We start from the raw sequence: 21466 nt of genomic DNA on the forward strand, positions 1-21466 counted from the left end.
AAACCAAGCTTTCCGCAAAATGGCACGGCCATTGCTTACCCATTGGGCGACGCATTCTGTCCATCGCTTATGACGGCAGATGCAGCCATTGGTTAAGAGGATTGGTCCCATGGGGGCAGACAGGCTTTTTGGAATGCACGGCACGGCGCTGCAGCTGCGATCGCAGCGGCTGTCGATGCTGGCATCGAACATCGCCAATGCCGCGACGCCCGGATACAAGGCGCGCGACCTGGACTTCGACAAGGCGATGCAGCGTGTGCAGGGTGGCGACAGCCTGGACGCGGCGCTGGGCGACAATGCGGGCTATCGCGTTCCGCTGCAGCCTTCGATGGACGGCAACACGGTGGAGCTTTCCACCGAGCAGACTTTGTTTGCCGAAAACGCCATCGGCTATTCGACCACCCTGTCGTTCCTTGAGGGCCGCGTCGCGACGCTGACCCGCGCGATCAAGGGAGAATAAGCCATGCCAGGCCCCATGAACATCTTCGACATTTCCGGACGGGCGATGTCGGCGCAGCTGTCGCGGCTCAACACCACCGCGTCTAACCTCGCCAATGCGCGCACCACCTATTCGAGCGAGGCCGAGGCCTATCGCGCGATCAAGCCGGTGTTCAAGACCATCGAGGAAAGCCCCGGCGTCGCCACCGTGCAGGTCGACAAGGTGATCCAGTCGGACATCAAGCCGGTCAAGCGGCACGACCCGACCAACCCGCTGGCGGACGAGGAAGGCTATGTCTGGGATGCCGGTGTCGACGAGACCGCCGAGCTGATCGATATGCTCGAGACCGCCCGGCAGTACCAGAACAACGTGCAGGTGATGCAGACCGCCAAGTCGCTGATCCTCGATACCGTAAGGATGGGCAAATGACGACGATTGCAGGCGATTTTGCCACCACCCAGACCAAGACGCAGACGGTTGCCGCCAAGAACAGCCAGGAATCGCTCGGCCAGGCCGCGTTCCTGAAGCTGATGACCGCGCAGCTCAAGTTCCAGGATCCGTTCGATCCGGTCGACAACCAGGCGATGGTGGGCCAGATGGCGCAGTTCAGCCAGGTTGCCGGCATTTCCGAAATGAACGCCTCGCTCAAGGCCATCGCGGGCGGCTTCGGCACCTCGCGGCTGTCGGAGGCCGCAAGCTTCATCGGCCGGTCGGTGCTGCAGGATGGCGACACCGCGCATGCCGATGCCGAGGGCCGCTATCGCGGCGAATTCACCGTCAATGCGCCTGCACAGAATGTCGCAGTCGAATGGCTGAATGCCGCAGGCGAAGTGGTCCACACCCAGCAGCTGGGCAACGTCAATGCGGGCAAGGTGCCGTTCGAGCTGATCAGCCAGGACGACGCCGGAAACCCGGTCGATGTCGGCGCGCTCAAGGTCCGCGTCACCGGCGCAGCGCCCGCCACGATGTCGGTCTGGCTGCCTGTGACGGCGGTCGAATCCAGCAGCAACGGTGCAGAAGCCATGCTGGTGACCCCGGCAGGCAACATCTCCGCCGCCAGCGCCAGACGCATCGGCTGACAAGATTTCCTTCCCCTTATCCACGATCCAGATTTCACTGAGGAGTAAGCCCAAATGTCCTTCGTCACCTCGCTGAGCGGCCTGAAAGCGGCCCAGACCGATCTTTCGGTCGTTTCCAACAACATCGCCAACGGCAACTCGATCGGCTTCAAGAAGAGCCGTGCCGCCTTTGGCGATCTTTTCGCATCCGCGCCCACGCAGAGCACCAAGTCGGTCGCCGGCCAGGGCGTGCGCCTCAACGGCATCGTCCAGCAGTTCACGCAGGGCTCGCTCAACTCGACTGATCGCACGCTCGATCTGGCGGTCGCCGGCGACGGATTCTTCGTCGTCAAGGGCCAGCCCCCGCGCGAGGCACAGAGCTATACCCGCAACGGCTCGTTCTCGGTCAATGTCGACCGCGAAGTCGTCGACAACACCGGCAACAAGGTGCAGCTGCTGCCGGTCAACGCCGCAGGCCAGGTCACCTCGACCGCCAATGCCGACATGTTCGATTTCGTGCTGCCCCAGACCGATCCCAACGATCCGTCCGCCGTGCTCTCCAACATAACTGTCGCCGATGACGGCGCGGTCACCGCGACCTTCTCCAACGGCAGCCAGACCCGTCTGGGCGCGGTTGCGATGGCAAGCTTCGCCGCGGTCGAGGGCCTTCGCCCGATCGGCGATTCGCACTGGCAGGCAACCGGAGATTCGGGCGTCGCGCTGCTCAACCAGGCCGGCAACGGCCCGCTGGGCACCGTCCGTTCGGGCACGCTGGAAGCGGCGAACATCGACCTGACCGAAGAGCTCGTCGCGCTGATCGCGGCGCAGCGCAACTTCCAGGCGAACGCCCAGGCGATCGAAACCGCCAACAACATGACCCAGACGATCGTCAACCTCCAGGTCTGATGACGGCTGAGTGACTGACCTTTCCACCTCAAGACACGGTGCCCTGACATGGACAAGATGATCCACACCAACCTGAAGGCCATGCAGGGCATCATGAACCGGCAGACGGCCATCGCCAACAACATGGCGAATGCCGATACCACCGGTTTTCGTGCCGAGATCGTCAACGCCCGCGCGCTGTATATCCAGGGCGAAGGGCTCGACAGCCGCGTCTCCACCAGCGAGGCGGTGATCGGCGCGGACATGAACGGTGGCACGATCGAGAACACCGGCGGGGTGCTGGACATCGCGCTCAACGGCGATGCGCTGCTGGGGGTCCAGGCCGCCGACGGCGCCGAAGCCTATACAAGGCGCGGCGATCTGGTGGTCAACGAGACCGGATTGCTCACCACCGGCGACGGCCACCCGGTGCTCGGCCAGAACGGTCCGATCACCCTGCCCTCTGCCGACAGGATCACCATCGCCTCGAACGGGGCGATCTCGATCGTTCCGGTCGGCGGCGATCCGGCCCAGCCGATCGAGGCGGGCCGACTGAAGCTGGTCAGCCCGCAGGGCAGCGAGATCAAGAAGGGCCGCGACAACCTGTTTCGCGTGCCCGGCGATGGCGTGCTGCCCGATGACCCCGATGCCAGCGTCACCACCGGCGCGCTGGAAGGATCGAACGTCAACATGACCCAGTCGCTGGTCGACATGATCGAGGCCAGCCGCGCCTGGGAGACCCAGGTCAAGATGCTGACCACCGCGCAGGAAATGGACGATAGCGGCGCGCGCATCATGCAGATGCCCGCTTGACCCCCAACGGAGTGAATTGAGATGAGCAACGGAGCCCTTCAGGTCGCCCGCACCGGGCTGGACGCGCAGAACACCAAGATGCGCGTCATCGCCAACAACCTGGCCAACGTGAACACCACCGGTTTCAAGCGCGACCGCGCCAATTTCGAGACTTTGGCCTATCAGCAGCAGATCGCGCCGGGTGCGCGCGCCGATGCGCAGAACCGCTATGCCACCGGGCTTTCGGTCGGCACCGGTGTGAAGGTCGCCGGCACCAGCCGCATCGACACCCAGGGCTCGGCGCAGATCACCAACAACGCGCTCGATCTGATGATCGAGGGCAATGGCTATTTCCAGGTCCAGCTTCCCGATGGCAGCTTCGCCTTCACCCGCGCGGGCAATTTCAACCAGACCGCCGAAGGTCTGCTGGTCACGCCCGAAGGCCTGCCGGTCGTCCCCAACATCCAAATCCCGCCCGGCGTCACCGGAATCACCATCGGTGCCGACGGCATGGTCTCGGCCACGCTGGCCGGACAGGCCGAACCCAGCGAGCTCGGCCAGATCGAGATCGCCAGCTTCGTCAATCCGGCGGGCCTGCAGTCGCTGGGCGACAACCTGCTCGCGCAGACCGCAGCCAGCGGCCCCGCCGTCACCGGCGCTGCCGGGCTGGAGGGCCGCGGCAAGGTGCGCCAGGGCGCGCTCGAGGGATCGAACGTCAACATCGTCGAGGAGCTGGTCGACATGATCGAGACCCAGCGCGCCTATGAGGTCAACTCCAAGATGATCCAGGCGACGGACGAAATGCTCCAGTTCGCCAACCAGCAGATGGGTTGAGGATATTAAATGACGCGCAGCAACAATAACCACGGCATCGTGCCCCCTCTCTCCTCCCGCTTGCGGGAGGGGTGCTCGCAGGGCGCGTCGCAGGGGGACGCCCGCGCTTTTGCTGCGCCAGCCCTGCCCCTCCCGCAAGCGGGAGTGGAGAAAATGCGTTCGCCAGCTCGCGCCGGTATGGTCGCAGCCATCGCGCTTTCGCTCGTCATGTCCGCCTCCCCCGCCTACGCCAAGAAGAAGAAGCAGCCGATCCAGCCCGATCCGGAGTACGCACCGACCCTGTCGATGCCGCGTCCGGCGCCGGCTGTGCCCAATGGCGCGATCTTCCAGGCGAGCAACGGTTATTCGGCGCTGACCAACGGCGCGCGCGCCGGGATGGTGGGCGATGTGCTGACCATCGCTCTGGTCGAGCGCACCCAGGCGGCCAAGTCGAACGGCGCCAACACCGATCGCAACGGCAGCATCGGCATCACCCCGCCTGCCACCGGCCCGCTGAGCTTCTTCAACCCCAGCGATATCGGCATGGGCGGCAACACCACCTTCCAGGGCGCCGGCACCGCGCAACAGTCGAATTCGCTGCAGGGCCAGGTCACCGTCACCATCGCCGAGGTCTATCCCAACGGCACCATGCTGGTGCGCGGTGAGAAGCTGATCAGCCTCAATAGGGGTTCGGAGCATATCCGTTTCAGCGGCATCGTCCGCGCGGTCGATATCGGTCCGGAAAACATCATCCCGTCCTCGCGCGTCGCCAATGCCCAGATCATCTATGGCGGCAGCGGCGAAATCGCCCGCGCCAGCCAGAAGGGCTGGCTGCAGCGCTTCTTCGAAATCATCAGTCCGTTTTGAAGGCCACTGACATGACCCTTTCCTTCCCCCAAATGGTTCGCGCGCTGACCGCGCTGGCGCTGGCACTGCTGGCGGCCGTGCAGCCTGCTCATGCCGAGCGGATCAAGGATCTGGGCGGATTCCAGGGCCTTCGTGCCAACCAGCTCACCGGCTATGGCATCGTCGTGGGGCTTCCGGGCACCGGCGACGACAATCTGCAATATGCGACGCTGGCGATGCGCGGCGTGACCAACCGCTTCGGCCTGTCGCTGCCGCCGGGGCTCAACCCGGCCACCCGCAACGCCGCTGCCGTGATGGTGACGGCAGAGCTGCCACCGATGGCCAAGCCCGGCCAGCGCCTGGATGTCACCGTGTCCGCGATCGGCCAGGCCAAGTCGCTGCGCGGCGGCACGCTGATCATGATGCCGCTGCTCGGTGCCGACGGCCAGATCTATGCCATGGCGCAGGGCAACCTCGCCGTGGGCGGGCTGGGCGTGACCGGCGCGGACGGCTCCAACACCGTCGTCAACATTCCCTCGGTGGGCCGCATCGCTGCGGGCGCCACGGTCGAACGCGTGGTCGAGACCGGCTTCGAGCAGACTCCCTATCTGCTGTTCAACCTGACCGATGCAGACCTCACCACCGCGATGCGCGTCGCCGATGCGATCAACAGCCAGTTCGGCTATGCGCTCGCGGTCGCAAATGACGCGGTCTCGGTGCGCATCGCAGCGCCCGTCACCGCGCAGGAGCGCGTGCTGATGATGTCCCGGATCGAGAATATCGCGGTCACCCCGGCAGAGGCCGCAGCGAAAGTAATTGTTAATGCCCGCACCGGCACGGTCGTTATCAATGGCGCAGTGCGGATCAGCCCTGCCGCAGTCAGCCATGGCAAGCTGACCGTGAAAGTGCAGGAAGCCCCGACTGTCGTTCAGCCCGCGCCCTTCAGCGATGGCCAGACCGCCGTGGAACAGCGCAGCCAGATCGAAATCGAAGAACAGACCAACCCGGCGTTCGAGATCACAAAAGGTGCAAACTTGTCGGAGATTGTCGAGACCATCAATGCCATCGGTGCATCGCCCAGTGATCTGGCCGCGATCCTGGAAGCATTGAAGCAGGCCGGCGCTCTGAAGGCGGAGCTGGTGATACTGTGACCGTGATGCCCGCCTCTGCCGCGTTCCCGCTGGCCCGCACCAGCGCTGCGCTGCCGCTCGGCAAGCCCGCCGCGTCCGCTGCCGGTGCCGCATCCACGACCGCGTCTGCTGCAGCCGGTGCGACCGGCGATGCCAGGACGCAGGAACTGCGCAAGGCTGCCGAATCGTTCGAGGCGGTGTTCCTGCGCCAGATGATCGGCGCGATGCGCAGCGCCACCAAGGGCGACACGCTGCTGGGGTCCGACGCCGGCAACCAGTTCCGCGACCTCATGGATTCGCGGCTTGCCGACGACATGGCCGGCAAGCAGAGCTTCGGTATTGCCGAGATGGTGCTCAAGCAGTTCGGGGTGGATGACAAATGAGCGACTTGCTGGGCATCGGCCGTTCGGGCCTGCGAGCCTATGCGCGCTCGATGGAAACCGTGTCGCACAACATCGCGAACGCGGAGAACCCCGATTATGTCCGCCGCACCACGCTGCTTGCCGACGCAACCGTGTCGGGCAAGCTCAACCCGCTTTACAGCGCGCAGACCGGGCTCAACGGCGTACGGATCGACAGCGTCTCACGCTCGTCGGACGAGTTTCTCGAGGCGCAGGTCCGCCAGTCGGGCGCCTCGCGCATCCGCACCGAGACCCAGGCCAGCTGGATGGAGCGGATCGAGACCAATCTCGACAATGCCGGGTCCAATGTCGGTACCCGGCTCAACAGCTTTTTCGGTCGCGGCGAGGAACTGGCCGCAGCCCCGTTCGACAGCGCGCTGAGGCTGACCTTCCTGAGCGAGATGGAGTCGGTGGTCGATTCGTTCCGCCGCACATCGCGGAGCCTCGAGCTGACCCGCGACCAGGTGAGCCAGACCGCGGATCTCGAAGCGCTGACGCTCAATTCGGCGCTCGAGAACCTCAACGAGATCAACCTCAACATCACCCGCACCCCGGTGGGCACCGATGCGCATGCCGGACTGCTCGACGCGCGCGATTCGATGCTCGCGGTGATCAGCGAGAAGCTGGACGCCACCGTCGCGCTTTCGGGCAACGGCACCGCCACCGTGACCTATGACGGCCAGACGCTGGCCGGGGTCAACATCGCCTCTACCGTCACGGTCGCCACCAATGCCGATGGCAGCCTGGGCATCCTGATCGACGGCAACGCAGCGCGCTCGCCCAGCAACGGATCGCTCGCAGGGCTCAGCCGCGCGGGCGCGACCGCGCAGACCCGGCTGACCGAACTGGAGGCGCTTGCCCGCCAGTATGTCGACGACGTCAACGCCTGGCAGGCCAATGGCCGCACCGATGCAGGCACCGCAGGCGGTCCGCTGCTCGCGATGACCGGTGGCGTTTCGACGCTGGCAGTCACCACCACCGCGATCGCCGATCTGGCGCTGGCCAGCGCCGATGGCGCGCCCAACGGCAATCTGCTGAACATGCCGGCACTGCGCACCGCAGACGGCGTAGAGACGCGCTGGAACAATTTCATGGCAGGCCACGCCACCGCGCTCGCCTCGATCCGCAGCGAGGCCGCCGCCGCCACCGCGCTCGACAGCAGCGCGCGCAGGCAGCGCGACAGCGTGTCGCGGGTCGAGCTCGACCGCGAAGCCGCCGACCTGATCCGGCTGCAACAGGCCTATGAAGCGTCGGCCCGCGTGATCCAGATCGCGCGTGAAACGCTCCAGTCCATTCTGTCGATTTTTTGAGGCCGGGATAAGATAACATGGTCCAGTCAGTGAACCGCTACCGTGCTCCCGAGGCTGTCGCCCAGCAGATCCAGTTGAGCCAGCTGATCGCCAAGCAACAGGCGCTGGTGGGCGGCGAAAGCCGGGTCGCCCGGCCGTCCGACGATCCCAAGGCATGGCTGGAAGTCGCCAACATCTCGCAGTTCCAGACCAACGAAGCGGCGTGGACCAACAACCTGGGCCGCGCCGAAACCCGCGCGAGCCAGGCCGAGGCCAGTCTCAACACCATCGTCAGCGGCCTGATCCGCACGCGCGAGCTGCTGCTCCAGGCCAATTCGGGCACGATCTCTCCCACCGATCCGGAATCGCTGGCGCTGGAAGTGGACGGGCTTGCCTCGGACTTCGGTGATGCGCTCAACCAGCGCGACAATTATGGCGGCCAGCTGTTCGGCAGCGGTCCGCCGATCCGTGTGCCGATCAGCGACGGGCGCACCACGGTGGCGTCCCCCAATCTGGATACGGTGCGCGAGGGAATTCCCGTGGGCGGCGGGGCGACAGCCTCGCTCGACGAGATCATGGCCGCGACCGCAGACTCGATCCGCAATGGCGATGGCGCGGATCGCGCCGCGCAGCTCAACGCGCTCGATGGCGCGCTCAACCGGATGACCCAGCTGCTCACCCAGCAGGGCGTGGTCCGCACCACGCTGGAATCGACCCGCGACCAGCTCGAACAGAGCAAATTGTCGCTTGCCGGGCGCCGATCGGAGCTTTCGGATGCCAATGTCACCGAGGCTTTGACCCGGCTGCAGTCGCTGATGACCAATCTGCAGGCAACCCAGGCGGTTTACGGCCAGATATCGCAACAGAACCTGTTCGATTATCTCCGTTAACGAAAAATCGTTATTTATTAACCCTGTTTTGCCCTTAACCACGACTGGCGAAAGCCGTTCTACGATCTGAACGGGCCGATTTGCGGCCCAATTGCGCCACCTTCGTGGTGCGATTTATCGGATCGAGGGAACCGCCATGTTCGCTGCTATTGGCTTTGTCGTCCTGATTGTCATGGTGTTCGGCGGTTTCATCATCGCCGGGGGCAGCATGGGCGTCATCCTGCACGCCTTGCCGCTGGAAATGATGATCATCGGCGGCGCAGCTGCGGGCTCCATGCTGATCGGCAACTCCGGATCGCACCTCAAGGCCATCGGCGGCGGCGTCATGACGGCGTTCAAGGGCTCCAAATACAAGAAGCAGGATTTTCTCGACTGCATCTTCCTGGTGTCCAAGCTGATGAAGATGCTGCGCACGGAAGGCCCGGTGGCACTGGAACCGCATATCGAGGATCCGGCCAGCTCGCCGGTGTTTTCCGAATATCCCACGCTGCTCAAGGATTCGACGCTGGTCCACCTGATCTGCGATTCGCTGCGTCTGGTCGTCGTCTCGTCGGGCCAGCTCGATCCGCACGCGGTGGAGGACGTCGTCGATCAGGCGATCAAGACCCACCATCATGAAGCCATCGCACCCGCCGACGGCCTGCAGAACCTCGCCGATGCGCTGCCCGCTCTGGGCATCGTCGCGGCGGTTCTCGGCATCGTCAAGACGATGGGCTCGATCGACAAGCCGCCCGCCATTCTGGGCGAGATGATCGGTTCGGCACTGGTGGGAACGTTCCTGGGGATTTTCCTGGCCTATGGCCTGGTCGGTCCGCTTGCCAACCGCTGCCGCCAGGTGATCGAGGCCGATGGCGCGATGTACCACGTCGCCAAGCAGATCATCATCGCATCCTTGCACGGCCACCCGCAGCCGCTGGTTATCGAGGCCGCGCGCTCGAGCCTGGGCCATGCCAACCAGCCAACGTTCGCCGACGTGTTCGACGGCATGCGGGGTCGTTAAGCCATGGCCGCCAAGCGCAAGCCCGATCCGGTCGAGAATGTTCGCCCGATCATCGTCAAGAAGATCATCGAGGAAGGCCATGGCGGCCATCACGGCGGTGCATGGAAGGTGGCCTATGCCGACTTCGTGACCGCAATGATGGCGTTCTTCCTGCTGATGTGGCTGCTTGGCGCCACCGAGGAAAAGGACCGCAAGGCGATTGCGGACTATTTCGCGCCCACGATGGTGCAGCTGAAGAACGGTAGCGCGGGCACCAACGGCCTGTTCGGCGGCGAATCGATCGTCGACCGCGACAGCTATGCCAAGCGCGCGTCACAGACCGGCACCCGAGCGATCACCATTCCGCAGGATGCAACCGGCACCAATGACGACAAGGGCAAGGCGGCACGCAGCGCGCAGCAGGCGCAGTTCGAGCAGCTGAAGAAAGAGATCGAACAGCGCCTTGAGGCCCGCAAGGACCTGCAGAAGCTGATGAAGAACGTCCGCTTCACCGACACGCGCGAGGGCCTGCGCATCGATCTGGTCGACGAGGCGGACTTCAGCATGTTCGCATTGTCCACCGACGCACTGGTGCCCAAGGCCGCCGAACTGCTGCGCGAGGTGGCGCAGGTCATCAACGGCATGCCCAATCCGGTGATCATCCGCGGGCACACCGATGCGCTGCCTTATGCCTCGGGCAAGACAATGAACAACTGGATGCTCTCGACCGCGCGCGCCGAGGCGACCCGCAAGGCGCTGGTGGTGGGCGGGATCAACCCCGGCCAGGTCGCGCGGATCGAGGGTGTGGCCGACAAGGAGCCGTTCAACCCGCAGGACCGCAACGATCCTGCCAACCGCCGCATGTCGATCACACTCGCCTTTACGGGCAGCGCAGCCGGCGCGGCTGGTGCATCGGGAGCACCTCTGCCCGGAAGCTCGGGCGGATCGACCGCGCCTGCCCTGCCCTCAAGGCCGGTACCGGCACCGGTGCCGAAGAAATAGGAAGACTAAAGCCCGGCTGCGCGGCGCAGGGCATCGTTCATCCGGGTCTGCCAGCCCGGTCCGGCCGCCTTGAACTTCTCGATCACGTCACGATCGAGGCGCAAGGCCACCTGCTGCTTGGAATCAGCCTTGGTAGAGCCTTTCGGCCTGCCCGGCTGGCGCACGAGAAGCGCGATCCGTTCAGCGTCGAACAATTCATCGGCTGGCCGGGCAAGTCGGAAATCTTCCTCGGTCCATTCCGGATTTTCATCGAAATCGTGGGGAGGTTTAGGCTTGCTCATATCGGCGCATTTCCTTTTCATGGGCCCGGCGAAAACTGATCAGGCGAAATCCACCATCGGTTTGCGTGAAGACAATGCAGTGGCCCTGGCCATCGATCCGACCAAAGGCACGGTATCGGATCTCGCCATAGTCGAACCGGTCATCCACACGGATTTCGGGGTCGGTATCGAAACCTGCAAAATCTTCAAACGACAGCCCATGCTGGGCCACGTTCAGCCGGTCTTTTGCGGGGTCCCAGGTGATTTCCACCTATTTAATGTAGATGCAATTTAAGCCACGCGCAAGACGCGTCCATCGCCGTCGATCACACCACCCGCCCCGCGCGCCCGGCCAGTTCGACGACATAGTGCCAGGCGATGCGGCCCGAGCGGGCACCGCGCTGTTTTGACCAGCGCAGTGCGTCTTCGGTGTCGAAATGCAGACCATACGCCTGCGCATAGCCAGCGATCATCGCGAGGTATGTGTCCTGATCGCAGGCATGGAAGCCGAGGCTCAGCCCGAACCGGTCGGCGAGCGCCATCCGGTCGTCGACCGCATCGCGCGGGTTGAGCGGATCGTCCTGTTCGCTCATATGCCGCTCGACGATCGCGCGGCGATTGGAGGTGACGGCAAGACGGACGTTGCCGGGGCGTGCCATTGCGCCGCCCTCCAGCAGCGAGCGAAGCGACCGCGCCGCGCTGCTCGCCTCGGGCCCGTCGAAGCCGATATCGTCGATGAACACGACAAAGCGACGCTCGATGATGCCGAGCTGGTCGAACAAGGCGGGGAGCGTGGCGAGCGCGTCGGGTCCGCCGCCTGCCTGCACCAGCGCGATGGGTGCGTCTTTCGCCTGCAGCGCGGCGACCGCCGCCTTGACCAAGGCCGACTTTCCCATGCCGCGCGCGCCCCAGAGCAGCGCGTCGTGCGCAGGGAGCCCGGCGGCATGACGCCGGATGTTTTCGGCAAGGCTCGCCTTCTGCGCATCGATGCCGACCAGCCGGTCGAGGGAGACGGCCCGCAGGTCGCGCACCGCAAGCACGGTGGCCCCGCTCCAGACATAGGCAGGCGCGGCGTTCCAGTCTGTCGGCGGCAGCGGCGGCGGCGCCATGCGCTCGAGCGCAGCGGCGATGCGGGCGAGTGGGTCGGTGGGGTCAGTCATGTCCTAGTCCCCATTTTCGTCACCGCCGCGGAGGCGGGGGTCCCGCTGCCTTCTCGGCACAAAGCGCAGAAGCGGGATTCCCGCGTTCGCGGGAATGACGGGAAAAGGCGTTCGGAGACAGAAACCCCTCACCCCGCCAGGGCTTCGGCATCGAGCGCGTAAAGCAGCTCCGCGCCAGCCATCGCCGCGGCCTTCAGCCCGCTTGCCTCGGGCACCATGCGATCCAGATAAAAACGCGTCGTGACCAGCTTGGCGCTGAGGAAGTCGGCATTGCCCTCGCCTGCGTCCAGCATCGCCTCGGCGGCGCGTTGCTGCTTGAGCATCAGCCAGCCGCTCGTCATCACCGCCATCATCGTGCAATAGGGATAGCTTCCCGCGAGCCGGTCATCGACGCTCGCGCCCACCATGTATTCGGTGACCTCGGCGCAATCGCCCGCCAGCGCCGAGAGCGCAGGATGGTTGCCGCAATCGGCCTGCACATTGGCGATCAGCGAGCGCACGACATCGCCGCCGCCCATGCCCAGCTTGCGCCCGACAAGGTCCGCCGCCTGGATGCCGTTGGTGCCCTCGTAAATCTGCGCGATCCGGATATCGCGGTAATATTGCGCCGCGCCGGTCTCCTCGACATAGCCCATGCCGCCATGCACCTGCACGCCCAATGAGGCGATCTCACTGCCCATGTCGGTGCCATAGGTCTTGGCGAGCGGGGTCAGCAGATCGACCATGTCGCGCGCGCCGTCGACGCCCAGGTTCGCGCGGTCGACATAGCCCGATGCGAAATAGAGCAGCGCCCGGATCGCCTCGGTGCCCGCCTTCATCCGCAGAAGCATGCGCCGCACATCGGGATGCTCGATGATCGCGACGGGATCGCGGCCGCCACCGGCGCGCGCCGACTGCACGCGCTCGCGCGCGAACCACATCGCCTTCTGCGTCGCGCCCTCGGCGATCTGCACGCCCTGCAGGCCAACGTTCAGCCGCGCGTTGTTCATCATCGTGAACATCGCGCGCATTCCGCCGAATTCGGGGCCGATCAGTTCGCCGATGCTTTCCCCTTCCTCGCCGAACTGCAGCACACAGGTGGGCGAGGCGTTGATCCCCATCTTGTGCTCGATCGACACGGTCTTGACGCCGTTCGCCTCGCCGGGATTGCCGTCTGCATCGAGCCGGTACTTGGGGACGAGGAACAGCGAGATGCCCTTGGTGCCCGCAGGCGCATCGGGGGTGCGCGCCAGCACCAGATGGATGATGTTGTCGGCCATGTCATGGTCGCCGAACGAGATGTAGATCTTCTGCCCCTTGATCGCATAGGTGCCGTCGCCGCGCGGGGTGGCGGTGGCGCGCAAGGCCCCCACATCGCTGCCCGCCTGCGGTTCGGTGAGGTTCATCGTGCCGGTCCACTCGCCGGTCGCGAGCCTGGGGAGATACAGCGCCTGCTGCTCGGCGCTGCCATGATGGTGCAGGGCCTCGATCGCGCCGACGGTGAGGATCGGGCAGAGCGCGAACGCCATGTTGGCCGCGCCCAGCGAATCCAGCGCGACGGTGGCGAGCGAAAACGGCAGGCCTTGGCCGCCATGATCGGCAGGAGCGCTCAGCGCGCTCCATCCGGCCTCGACATAATGCTGATACGCGTCGCGAAAGCCTTCGGGCATCTTCACCGCGCCATCGATCAGCCTTGCGCCCACGGTGTCGCCGATGCGGTACAGCGGCGCGAACTCGCCCGCCGCAAACTCGCCCACGCCCTCGACGATCGCCTCGACCAGATCGGGGGTCGCCTCGGCAAAGCGTTCGAACGACGCCAGCTCCTCGATGCCGGTGATGGTCTTGAGCACGAACAGCTGTTCGGTGGTCGGTGCGCTGAATGTCATGTCTTTTCCCTGCTGTGCCTTGCGTCCTCGCGCTGTATAGGCACCAACATGCCCGCTTCCAAGCCTTCAGACACGCAGATCATGCCCGCCGACGACGCCGCGATCGGCCGAGCGGTGGCGATCCTGCGCGAAGGCCGTCCGGTCGCGCTGCCCACCGAAACGGTCTATGGCCTCGCCGCGGATGCCGCGCGCGCCGATGCCGTAGCGGCGATCTATCGCACCAAGGGCAGGCCCGATTTCAACCCGCTGATCGTGCACGTGCCGGATATGGACGCCGCGCGGCGCCTCGCCTTTTTCGACGAGCGTGCAGAAAAACTTGGCCAAGCCTTCTGGCCGGGTCCGCTGACATTGGTCCTGCCGCTGGCGGACGACGCACCGATTGCGCCTGCGGTGACCGCCGGCCTGCCGACCATCGCGCTGCGCTGCCCGGCGCACCCGGTGATGCGCGGCGTGCTGACCGCTGGCGGCATGTTGCTCGCCGCGCCCTCGGCCAACCGAAGCGGGGGGATAAGCCCGACCACCGCGGCGCATGTCGCAGCAAGCCTGGGCGATGCCGTTCCTCTGATCCTGGATGGCGGACCGTGCACCGCAGGGCTGGAATCGACGATAGTTGCGCTGCGCAACCTTGGGGGCGCCGCGGCAGGCTGGCAGCTGCTGCGCCCGGGCCCGATCGACCCCGCTGAAATCGCTGCGCTGCTGGGCGAGGCCCCGCTGCCGCTGACCGATCACGCGATCGAGGCGCCCGGACAGCTCGCCAGCCATTATGCGCCGAGCAAGCCCGTGCGATTGGGCGCGGCGCAGGCCGGGCCGGACGAATGGCTGATCGGCTTTGGCGAGGTTCAGGGCGACGACACGCTGTCTGCAGCCGGCGATCTCGCCGAGGCGGCGGCGAACCTCTATGCCGCACTGCATCGCGCCGATGCCTCACCCCGGCTGCGCATCGCGGTGGCGCCGGTGCCGGGCGACGGCATGGGCGCTGCGATCAACGACCGGTTGCGCCGCGCGGCCGCCTAGGTCCTGCGCCTGCCGGGGCAAACACCGCGCGCCCCGAAAACGGCGTGACGCGGCCTGCGCCGGGCATTAGGGTTGCGGCCATGGCAGACATCCAACCCGCAACCGCCACTCCGGCATCGCTTCAGGCCCCGGCCGAACCCGCGGTCATCCGCCGCGCCGATTACCAGCCGCCCGACTGGTGGGTGAAGACGGTCGCGCTCGAATTCGACCTCGATCTGTCCGCCACCCAGGTGTCCGCAACGCTGCAGATCGAGCGCAATGGCGATCACGAGCGGCCGCTGCGGCTGGACTGCGACGGCGCGCTGCCCGGCTCGATCAGCGTGGATGGGGTGGCAGCCAACTGGCGGCACGAGGGCGACGGGATCGCGGTCGATGTCTCCGCCCCCCGCGCCACCGTGCACCTCACCACGCAGATCGCGCCTGATACCAATACCCAGCTGATGGGTCTGTTCGCCTCGAACGGCATGCTGTGCACCCAGTGCGAGGCCGAGGGCTTCCGCCGGATCATCCCGTTCGTCGACCGGCCCGACAACATGGCGGTGTACGAGGTGCTGCTGCGCGCCGACAAGGCCCGCTTCCCGGTGCTGCTCGCCAACGGGGCGCTGGTCGATGCCGGCGATCTCGAAGACGGGCGCCACTACGCCCGCTGGCACGATCCGCACCCCAAGCCGAGCTATCTGTTCGCATTGGTCGCGGGCGATCTGGTGGCAACACGCGACCATTTCACCACCAGGAGCGGTGCGCCGGTCGACCTTGCGATCTATGTCCGCGAGGGCGACGAGGGCCGCACCGCGCATGCGATGCAGGCGCTCAAGGCCTCGATGGAATGGGACGAGCGCGTCTATGGCCTGGAATACGACCTGCCGGTGTTCAACATCGTTGCGGTCAGCGATTTCAATATGGGGGCGATGGAGAACAAGGGCCTCAACATCTTCAACTCGCGCTACATCCTGGCCGATCCCGATACCGCGACCGATTATGATTACGACGCCATCGAGGGCGTGGTGGCGCACGAGTATTTCCACAATTGGTCGGGCAACCGAGTCACCTGCCGCGACTGGTTCCAGCTGAGCCTGAAAGAGGGCTTTACCGTCTATCGCGATCAGTGCTTCTCCGCCGATATGGGATCGGAAGCGGTCAAGCGGATCGAGGACGTAAGGATGCTGCGCGCGACGCAGTTTCCCGAAGATGCAGGGCCGCTCGCGCACCCGATCCGACCCGACAGCTATATGGAGATCAGCAACTTCTATACCTCGACGATCTACAACAAGGGCGCCGAAGTCATCCGCATGATGGCCACGATGGCGGGGGCAGAGCGCTTCCGTGCGGGCTGCGACCTGTATTTCGCGCGGCACGATGGGGAAGCTGCGACCTGCGAACAGTTCGTCCGGGCGATGGAAGATGGTGCGGGGCTCGACCTTGGCCAGTTCCGCCGCTGGTACGAACAGGCGGGCACCCCGCAGGTGCAGGCGCGGCTCGAACATGATGCCGACAGCGCCACCGCAACGCTGCATCTGCGCCAGCAATTCTCGCCCACCCCAGGCCAGCAGGACAAGCCGCTGATGCCGATCCCGCTGCGCACCGCGCTGATCGATCGCGACATGAAGGCGCATCGCGGCGAGCAGCTGGTGATGCTTACCCAGAGCGAGCAGAGCGTGACCTTTACCGGCTTTGCCCGCCCGCCGGTGCTCTCGATCAACCGCGGCTTTTCCGCGCCGGTGACGATGGATGTCGCGCGGCGCAGCGGCGACCTGTTGTTTCTGGTGCGCCACGATGACGATCCGTTCGCCCGCTATGAAGCGCTGCAGCAATTGGTGATCGACCGTCTGATCGCGGATATCGGCGAAGAGGGCGCCGCAGCCGAGCGCGCCGCGGCGCTTGAGGACATATTGTCGGTGTTCGGCGATCTGGTCAGCGACCAAAGGCTCGACGATTCGATGCGCACCGAGATCCTGAGCCTGCCCACCGAGGCGTTCCTGGGCGAGCAGATGCTGATCGTGCGCCCCGAGGCGATCCATGATGCGCGCCGCGCCCTGCGCAAGGCGATCGGGACGCGGCTGATCGACCAATGGCGGATCGTGCACGAACGCGCCTCGGCTGTGCCCTATTCGCTTAGCCGCGAGGCGCGCGGCGCGCGCAAGATCAAGTCGCTGGCCTTGGGCTATATCGCCTCGGCCGAAGCCGCCGATGCCGCGACCATCGCCTTTGGCCAGTTCGCGCAGGCCGATAACATGACCGACCGGCAGGGCGCGACGATGGTGCTGGCGAGCATGGCCTGCGACGAACGCGAGACCGCGCTCGACAGCTTCTATAACCGCTATCAGGGCAATGCGCTGGTCATCGACAAATGGTTCTCGCTGCAGACCGGCTCGTCGCACGCCAAGGTGTACGAGCAGACGCTCGAGCTTATCCGGCACAAGGATTTCACGCTGACCAACCCCAACCGGGTGCGCGCGCTCTACTGGCCGTTCGTCTCAAACCAGGCGGCGTTCCATCATGCCAGCGGACGCGGCTATGAGCTGCTGACGGACCTCATCCTGCGGCTGGACCCGATCAACCCGCAGACCACCGCGCGCTTCATCGCACCTTTGGGTCGCTGGCGGCGGTTCGACGAGGATCGGGCGGCAAAGATGCGCGGGTGCCTCGAGCGAATCCTCGCGCAGCCAGGGCTTTCGAAGGACACGACGGAACAGGTGGTGAAGAGCCTTGAATAGGTCCTTCTCCCGGTGGGAGAAGGATACGAAGCCTTGCAGATCCTGAGCTTGTCGAAGGAGATGCTAGGCGCAGTTGGATGAGGGTGACGGGCGGTTGCTCTATAGCCGCCCTGCCCTCACCCAGCTTCGACTAATTCGCTGCGCTCATAAGTCTGCGCAGCCCTCTCCCTCCACGGGAGAGGGGTAACGGGAAACGCATCTTGACCAATACTGACCTCCCCCTCCTCACCTCGCCTGCCCTCGGTGCAATAGCGCACGGCTTCACCGGGCGGCGCGGCGGCGTTTCGACCGGGCTGGTCGCGGGGCTGAACGTCGGCCTGGGGTCGGACGATGATCCGGCAGCGGTGGCGCAAAACCGCAGGCTGGCGACAGAGGCGATCTTGCCCGGTGCGGCTTTGGTGACGCTGCATCAGGTGCACAGCGCCGATGTCATCCGCGTCAACGCAGCGATCCCCATCGATGACCGCCCCAAAGCCGACGCGATGGTCACCGACCGGCCCGGATTGCTGCTGGGCGTGCTGGGTGCGGATTGCCCGCCGATCCTGTTCGCGGACGAGCCGGCGCAGATCATCGGCGCGGCGCATTCGGGCTGGAAGGGGGCATTCGCCGGGGTCGGCGAGGCGACGGTCGCCGCGATGGAAAAGCTCGGCGCGGACCGGACGCGCATCGTCGCGGCGATCGGCCCATGCATCCAGCAGAAAAGCTATGAGGTCGATAGCGGCTTCTATGTCCGTTTCTGCGAGGCCGATCCCGAGAACGAGCGCTTCTTCCGCGAAGGCAGGCCCGATCACTACCAGTTCGATCTCGAGGGCTTTATCGCTGCAAGGCTCGCCGGGTGCGGCATCGGCACGGTGCATGTGAGCGGGGTGGACACCTATTCGGACGCGGACAGCTATTACAGCTTCCGCCGCGCGACACATCGTGGCGAGCCGGACTATGGCCGGCAGATGGGGGCGATCGGGTTGCGATCCTGACTCTCCCCTCCCGCTCGCGGGAGGGGTGGCAGAGCCGAAGGCGAAGCCGGGGTGGGGCTGCAGTCTTGCCTTTTCAGGCCCACCCCGGTTCTGCAAGCTGAACCTGCCCCTCCCGCAAGCGGGAGGGAAGACAAGAGGGAACACGTTCGCATTGACCAACATCTGGGGCCTCATCATCGGCATCGCGGGTTTCGCGCTGACCCTTGTCACGCCGGCGCCGGGCGGGATGGAACCGCAGGCGTGGAGCACCGCGGGGCTGGTGTGGTGGATGGCGGCATGGTGGATGACGCAGGTCGCGCCCCTGACCGTCACCGCACTGCTGCCGTTCGTGGTGCTGCCGCTGACCGGGGTGATGAGCGCCAACGACATCGCGGCGGAATATTACTCGCCGATCCTGTTCCTGATCCTGGGCGGCGCGTTTCTGGCGCTGGCGATCGAGCGGGTGGGGCTACACAAGAGGCTCGCACTCGCGATCGTCAACCGATCGGGGCACACCTCGGCGCAACTGCTGTTCGCGTTCATGATCGCGACCGCGACGCTTTCGCTGCTGATCTCGAACACCTCGACCACCCTGATCATGGTGCCGATCGCCAGCGCGGTGCTGCTCGCGGGCAATGTGCCTGAGGGCGAGACCGAGGGGCTTCCCGGCGCGCTGATGATGGGCATCGCCTTTGCCGCGTCGATCGGTGGCCTTGGCACCTTGGTCGGATCGCCGACCAATGCGATTGCCGCAGGTCTGCTCGAGAAGACCACCGGCCTGCAGATCGGCTTTGCCGAATGGGCGGCGTACGGCATGCCGATCGTGATCCTTTCGGTGCCGATCGCAGCCTATATCCTTGCCCGTGTGCAGAAGCTCAGCCGCCACCCCTTCGATGTCGATGCCGCGCGCAGCGCGATCGCCCGGCAGGACCAGTGGAGCGTTTCCGAGCGGCGGCTGGTGCCGGTGATCGTCTTGGTGGTGGTCGCGTGGATCCTGCAGCCCTGGTTCAGCGACATGCTGCCTGCAGGCGCGCTCACCGACGGAACGATCGCGGTGATTGCAGGGATTGCTTTGTTCATCCTGCCCGATGGCACCGGTCGCCCGATGCTGGTGTGGAAGGAGGCCAATCGCGCGCCGTGGGACGTGATCATGATGTTCGGCGGCGGGCTGGCGCTCGCGGCGGGGATCGGCGCGTCGGGGCTGGACAGCTGGATCGGCACCGCGCTCGAGCCGCTGGCGGGCGTGCCGCTGATCGTCATTGCACTCGCGCTGACCGCTTTGGTCGTGCTGGTCACCGAGTTTGCCAGCAATGTCGCCACAGCGAGCGGGGTGATGCCGGTGGTCGCGGCGCTGATCGTGACCCTGGGGGTCGATCCGGTGCTGCTGGCGATGCCGGTGGCGATGGCGGCGAGCTGGGGCTTCATGCTGCCCTCGGGCACAGGTCCCAACGCCATCGCCTGGGCCAGCGGCAATATCTCGCTGCCGCGCCAGCTGAAGGCCGGACTGATGCTCGATATCGCAGGCGTTCCCCTCATGGTCGGCACGATCTGGGTGGTTTCCTTTGTAATCAGTTGAGCGCTCGGGCATAGATGGCGGCAGAACAAGGGACGGGCCAAAGCCCCGCCCAGACCGCAGGAACCCAATCATGACCGACACTCCGATCAAGCCGATCACCACCCCCACCCCGCGCCGCAAGCCCAAGCCCAAGGTGGCCACTCTGGGTGGTCGCAAACTCAAGCCCGCTACATTGATGATGGGCCATGGCTTCGACCCGGTGCTCTCCGAAGGATCGCTGAAAGCCCCTATCTTCCTCACCTCGACCTTCGCGTTCGAAAATGCGGCGGCGGGCAAGCGCCATTTCGAGGGGCTGACCGGCAAGCGTCCCGGCGGCGCCGAGGGCCTCGTCTATTCGCGCTTCAACGGCCCCAACCAGGAGATTCTCGAAGATCGGCTGAGCATCTGGGACGATGCCGAAGATTCGCTGGTCTTCTCCAGCGGCATGTCGGCCATCGCGACGCTGCTGCTCGCTTATTGCAGCAACAACGATGTCATCGTGCACTCGGGCCCGCTCTATGCCGCGACCGAGACGATGATCGCGCGCATCCTGTCGCGCTTCGGCATCACCTATCTCGACTTCCCCGCAGGCGCGACCCGCGAGGAAATCGACATGGTGATGGAACAGGCGAAGGACATGGCGACCAGGCAGGGCGGCCGCGTCGCGATGATCTATCTGGAAAGCCCCGCCAACCCGACCAATGCGCTGGTCGATATCGAGGCGGTGGCAGCCTCGCGCGACGCGGTGCTGGGCGGCGAGACCCCGACCCCGATCGCGATCGACAACACCTTCCTGGGTCCGCTGTGGCAGCAGCCTTTGCACCATGGCGCGGACATCGTCGTCTACAGCCTCACCAAATATGTCGGTGGGCACAGCGATCTGGTCGCAGGCGGCCTTTCGGGCCCCAAGAAGTGGATGGATCCGGTGCGCGCGCTGCGCAACACCATCGGCACGATCTGCGATCCCAACACCGCCTGGATGCTGATGCGGTCGCTCGAAACGGTCGAGCTGCGCATGAACCGCGCAGGCGAGAACGCGGCAAAGGTCTGCGAATTCCTCGCGCAACACCCCAAGGTCGATGGCCTCGGCTATCTGGGCATGATCCACGATGCGCGCCAGCAGGACATCTTCGACCGGCATTGCTCGGGCGCGGGATCGACCTTCTCGCTGTTCATCAAGGGCGGTGAGGCCGAGAGCTTCCGCTTCCTCGATTCGATGGTGATCGCCAAGCTGGCCGTCAGCCTGGGCGGCACCGAGACGCTCGCCAGCCACCCTGCGGCGATGACCCACCTTTCGGTGCCCGATGCGCGCAAGGCGGCGCTGGGGATCACCGACAATCTGGTGCGCATCTCGATCGGCGTGGAAGACCCCGACGACCTGATCGCCGATTTCGAACAGGCGCTCGAAGCGGTGTGATCGT

Annotated in this window: 22 protein-coding genes; 18 read left to right on the plus strand and 4 right to left on the minus strand. The window is 65.5% G+C overall.

The genetic code is table 11. The annotated features are described in order from the left end of the window. Positions 1-109 precede the first annotated feature (109 nt). The 13 genes from flgB (at position 110) to BSY18_RS13885 (ending at position 10524) form a co-directional block, all read left to right on the plus strand. On the plus strand, positions 110-460 hold the full coding sequence (gene flgB, locus BSY18_RS13825) for a flagellar basal body rod protein FlgB (RefSeq protein WP_069050910.1): 351 nt from the start codon (positions 110-112) through the stop codon (positions 458-460). Between the two features lie 3 nt (positions 461-463). Then, positions 464-868, plus strand: a complete 405-nt coding sequence (gene flgC, locus BSY18_RS13830) for a flagellar basal body rod protein FlgC (RefSeq protein ID WP_054135668.1) — start codon at positions 464-466, stop codon at positions 866-868. After that, a complete protein-coding gene (locus BSY18_RS13835; RefSeq protein WP_054135669.1) occupies positions 865-1518 on the plus strand; it encodes a flagellar hook assembly protein FlgD in 654 nt (217 codons plus the stop codon). Before flgC ends, BSY18_RS13835 begins: the two co-directional genes overlap by 4 nt. Before the next feature lie 54 nt (positions 1519-1572). Further along, positions 1573-2403, plus strand: coding sequence for a flagellar hook-basal body complex protein (locus BSY18_RS13840; RefSeq protein WP_069050911.1), 831 nt, complete (start codon positions 1573-1575; stop codon positions 2401-2403). 48 nt (positions 2404-2451) lie between these two features. Further along, a complete protein-coding gene (locus tag BSY18_RS13845; RefSeq protein ID WP_054135671.1) occupies positions 2452-3195 on the plus strand; it encodes a flagellar basal body rod protein FlgF in 744 nt (247 codons plus the stop codon). Between the two features lie 21 nt (positions 3196-3216). Beyond that, positions 3217-4008, plus strand: a complete 792-nt coding sequence (gene flgG / locus BSY18_RS13850) for a flagellar basal-body rod protein FlgG (protein WP_054135672.1) — start codon at positions 3217-3219, stop codon at positions 4006-4008. Positions 4009-4161: 153 nt separating this feature from the next. Further along, the gene (locus tag BSY18_RS13855; protein WP_054135673.1) at positions 4162-4854 is read left to right on the plus strand and encodes a flagellar basal body L-ring protein FlgH; all 693 of its coding nucleotides are present in this window, start codon (positions 4162-4164) and stop codon (positions 4852-4854) included. Positions 4855-4865: 11 nt separating this feature from the next. Continuing rightward, positions 4866-5984 (plus strand): flagellar basal body P-ring protein FlgI, encoded by a 1119-nt coding sequence (locus BSY18_RS13860; RefSeq protein WP_054135674.1) that lies wholly within the window; start codon positions 4866-4868, stop codon positions 5982-5984. 5 nt (positions 5985-5989) lie between these two features. After that, positions 5990-6346, plus strand: coding sequence for a rod-binding protein (locus BSY18_RS13865; protein WP_150126391.1), 357 nt, complete (start codon positions 5990-5992; stop codon positions 6344-6346). Further along, complete coding sequence (gene flgK / locus BSY18_RS13870) at positions 6343-7674, plus strand: flagellar hook-associated protein FlgK (protein ID WP_069050912.1); 1332 nt, start codon at positions 6343-6345, stop codon at positions 7672-7674. Before BSY18_RS13865 ends, flgK begins: the two co-directional genes overlap by 4 nt. A 17-nt stretch (positions 7675-7691) precedes the next feature. After that, positions 7692-8543, plus strand: a complete 852-nt coding sequence (locus BSY18_RS13875; RefSeq protein ID WP_054135676.1) for a flagellin — start codon at positions 7692-7694, stop codon at positions 8541-8543. 136 nt (positions 8544-8679) lie between these two features. Then, positions 8680-9543 carry a flagellar motor stator protein MotA gene (motA, locus tag BSY18_RS13880; RefSeq protein ID WP_054135677.1) on the plus strand — a complete coding sequence of 288 codons (864 nt, stop codon included), beginning with the start codon at positions 8680-8682 and terminating at the stop codon, positions 9541-9543. A 3-nt stretch (positions 9544-9546) separates the two neighbouring features. Continuing rightward, a complete protein-coding gene (locus BSY18_RS13885; protein ID WP_069050913.1) occupies positions 9547-10524 on the plus strand; it encodes a flagellar motor protein MotB in 978 nt (325 codons plus the stop codon). A gap of 5 nt (positions 10525-10529) precedes the next feature. Here the strand turns inward: BSY18_RS13885 and BSY18_RS13890 are convergent, their stop codons facing one another. The 4 genes from BSY18_RS13890 to BSY18_RS13905 all read right to left on the minus strand — a co-directional run bounded on the left by BSY18_RS13890 (position 10530) and on the right by BSY18_RS13905 (position 13809). Further along, on the minus strand, positions 10530-10805 hold the full coding sequence (locus BSY18_RS13890) for a BrnA antitoxin family protein (RefSeq protein WP_069050914.1): 276 nt from the start codon (positions 10803-10805) through the stop codon (positions 10530-10532). Further along, positions 10792-11055, minus strand: a complete 264-nt coding sequence (locus tag BSY18_RS13895) for a BrnT family toxin (RefSeq protein ID WP_069050915.1) — start codon at positions 11053-11055, stop codon at positions 10792-10794. Before BSY18_RS13895 ends, BSY18_RS13890 begins: the two co-directional genes overlap by 14 nt. Before the next feature lie 55 nt (positions 11056-11110). Further along, positions 11111-11944, minus strand: a complete 834-nt coding sequence (locus tag BSY18_RS13900; RefSeq protein ID WP_069050916.1) for a DUF815 domain-containing protein — start codon at positions 11942-11944, stop codon at positions 11111-11113. A gap of 128 nt (positions 11945-12072) precedes the next feature. Next, complete coding sequence (locus BSY18_RS13905) at positions 12073-13809, minus strand: acyl-CoA dehydrogenase (RefSeq protein WP_069050917.1); 1737 nt, start codon at positions 13807-13809, stop codon at positions 12073-12075. A gap of 48 nt (positions 13810-13857) precedes the next feature. On the opposite strand from BSY18_RS13905, the gene BSY18_RS13910 reads away from it, so the two are divergent. The 5 genes from BSY18_RS13910 to BSY18_RS13930 all read left to right on the plus strand — a co-directional run bounded on the left by BSY18_RS13910 (position 13858) and on the right by BSY18_RS13930 (position 21462). Beyond that, entirely contained in the window at positions 13858-14823 is a 966-nt protein-coding gene (locus BSY18_RS13910) for an L-threonylcarbamoyladenylate synthase (RefSeq protein ID WP_069050918.1), read from the plus strand. An 80-nt stretch (positions 14824-14903) separates the two neighbouring features. Next, positions 14904-17537, plus strand: a complete 2634-nt coding sequence (pepN, locus tag BSY18_RS13915; protein ID WP_069050919.1) for an aminopeptidase N — start codon at positions 14904-14906, stop codon at positions 17535-17537. A gap of 200 nt (positions 17538-17737) precedes the next feature. Then, positions 17738-18511: a peptidoglycan editing factor PgeF gene (gene pgeF, locus BSY18_RS13920; protein ID WP_069050920.1), complete on the plus strand. Its 774-nt coding sequence runs from the start codon at positions 17738-17740 to the stop codon at positions 18509-18511. A gap of 151 nt (positions 18512-18662) precedes the next feature. Further along, positions 18663-20066: an SLC13 family permease gene (locus tag BSY18_RS13925; protein WP_069050921.1), complete on the plus strand. Its 1404-nt coding sequence runs from the start codon at positions 18663-18665 to the stop codon at positions 20064-20066. 70 nt (positions 20067-20136) lie between these two features. Beyond that, on the plus strand, positions 20137-21462 hold the full coding sequence (locus BSY18_RS13930; RefSeq protein ID WP_054135685.1) for a cystathionine gamma-synthase family protein: 1326 nt from the start codon (positions 20137-20139) through the stop codon (positions 21460-21462). Positions 21463-21466: the final 4 nt, after the last annotated feature.

This window comes from Blastomonas sp. RAC04 (genome assembly GCF_001713435.1).
GTDB lineage: Bacteria > Pseudomonadota > Alphaproteobacteria > Sphingomonadales > Sphingomonadaceae > Blastomonas > Blastomonas fulva.

Coding starts and splice junctions, on each gene's coding strand:
- flgB (WP_069050910.1), top strand. CDS start 110: ATGGGGGCAGACAGGCTTTTTGGAATGCACGGCACGGCGCTGCAGCTG.
- flgC (WP_054135668.1), top strand. CDS start 464: ATGCCAGGCCCCATGAACATCTTCGACATTTCCGGACGGGCGATGTCG.
- BSY18_RS13835 (WP_054135669.1), top strand. CDS start 865: ATGACGACGATTGCAGGCGATTTTGCCACCACCCAGACCAAGACGCAG.
- BSY18_RS13840 (WP_069050911.1), top strand. CDS start 1,573: ATGTCCTTCGTCACCTCGCTGAGCGGCCTGAAAGCGGCCCAGACCGAT.
- BSY18_RS13845 (WP_054135671.1), top strand. CDS start 2,452: ATGGACAAGATGATCCACACCAACCTGAAGGCCATGCAGGGCATCATG.
- flgG (WP_054135672.1), top strand. CDS start 3,217: ATGAGCAACGGAGCCCTTCAGGTCGCCCGCACCGGGCTGGACGCGCAG.
- BSY18_RS13855 (WP_054135673.1), top strand. CDS start 4,162: ATGCGTTCGCCAGCTCGCGCCGGTATGGTCGCAGCCATCGCGCTTTCG.
- BSY18_RS13860 (WP_054135674.1), top strand. CDS start 4,866: ATGACCCTTTCCTTCCCCCAAATGGTTCGCGCGCTGACCGCGCTGGCG.
- BSY18_RS13865 (WP_150126391.1), top strand. CDS start 5,990: ATGCCCGCCTCTGCCGCGTTCCCGCTGGCCCGCACCAGCGCTGCGCTG.
- flgK (WP_069050912.1), top strand. CDS start 6,343: ATGAGCGACTTGCTGGGCATCGGCCGTTCGGGCCTGCGAGCCTATGCG.
- BSY18_RS13875 (WP_054135676.1), top strand. CDS start 7,692: ATGGTCCAGTCAGTGAACCGCTACCGTGCTCCCGAGGCTGTCGCCCAG.
- motA (WP_054135677.1), top strand. CDS start 8,680: ATGTTCGCTGCTATTGGCTTTGTCGTCCTGATTGTCATGGTGTTCGGC.
- BSY18_RS13885 (WP_069050913.1), top strand. CDS start 9,547: ATGGCCGCCAAGCGCAAGCCCGATCCGGTCGAGAATGTTCGCCCGATC.
- BSY18_RS13890 (WP_069050914.1), bottom strand. CDS start 10,805: ATGAGCAAGCCTAAACCTCCCCACGATTTCGATGAAAATCCGGAATGG.
- BSY18_RS13900 (WP_069050916.1), bottom strand. CDS start 11,944: ATGACTGACCCCACCGACCCACTCGCCCGCATCGCCGCTGCGCTCGAG.
- BSY18_RS13905 (WP_069050917.1), bottom strand. CDS start 13,809: ATGACATTCAGCGCACCGACCACCGAACAGCTGTTCGTGCTCAAGACC.
- BSY18_RS13910 (WP_069050918.1), top strand. CDS start 13,858: ATGCCCGCTTCCAAGCCTTCAGACACGCAGATCATGCCCGCCGACGAC.
- pepN (WP_069050919.1), top strand. CDS start 14,904: ATGGCAGACATCCAACCCGCAACCGCCACTCCGGCATCGCTTCAGGCC.
- BSY18_RS13930 (WP_054135685.1), top strand. CDS start 20,137: ATGACCGACACTCCGATCAAGCCGATCACCACCCCCACCCCGCGCCGC.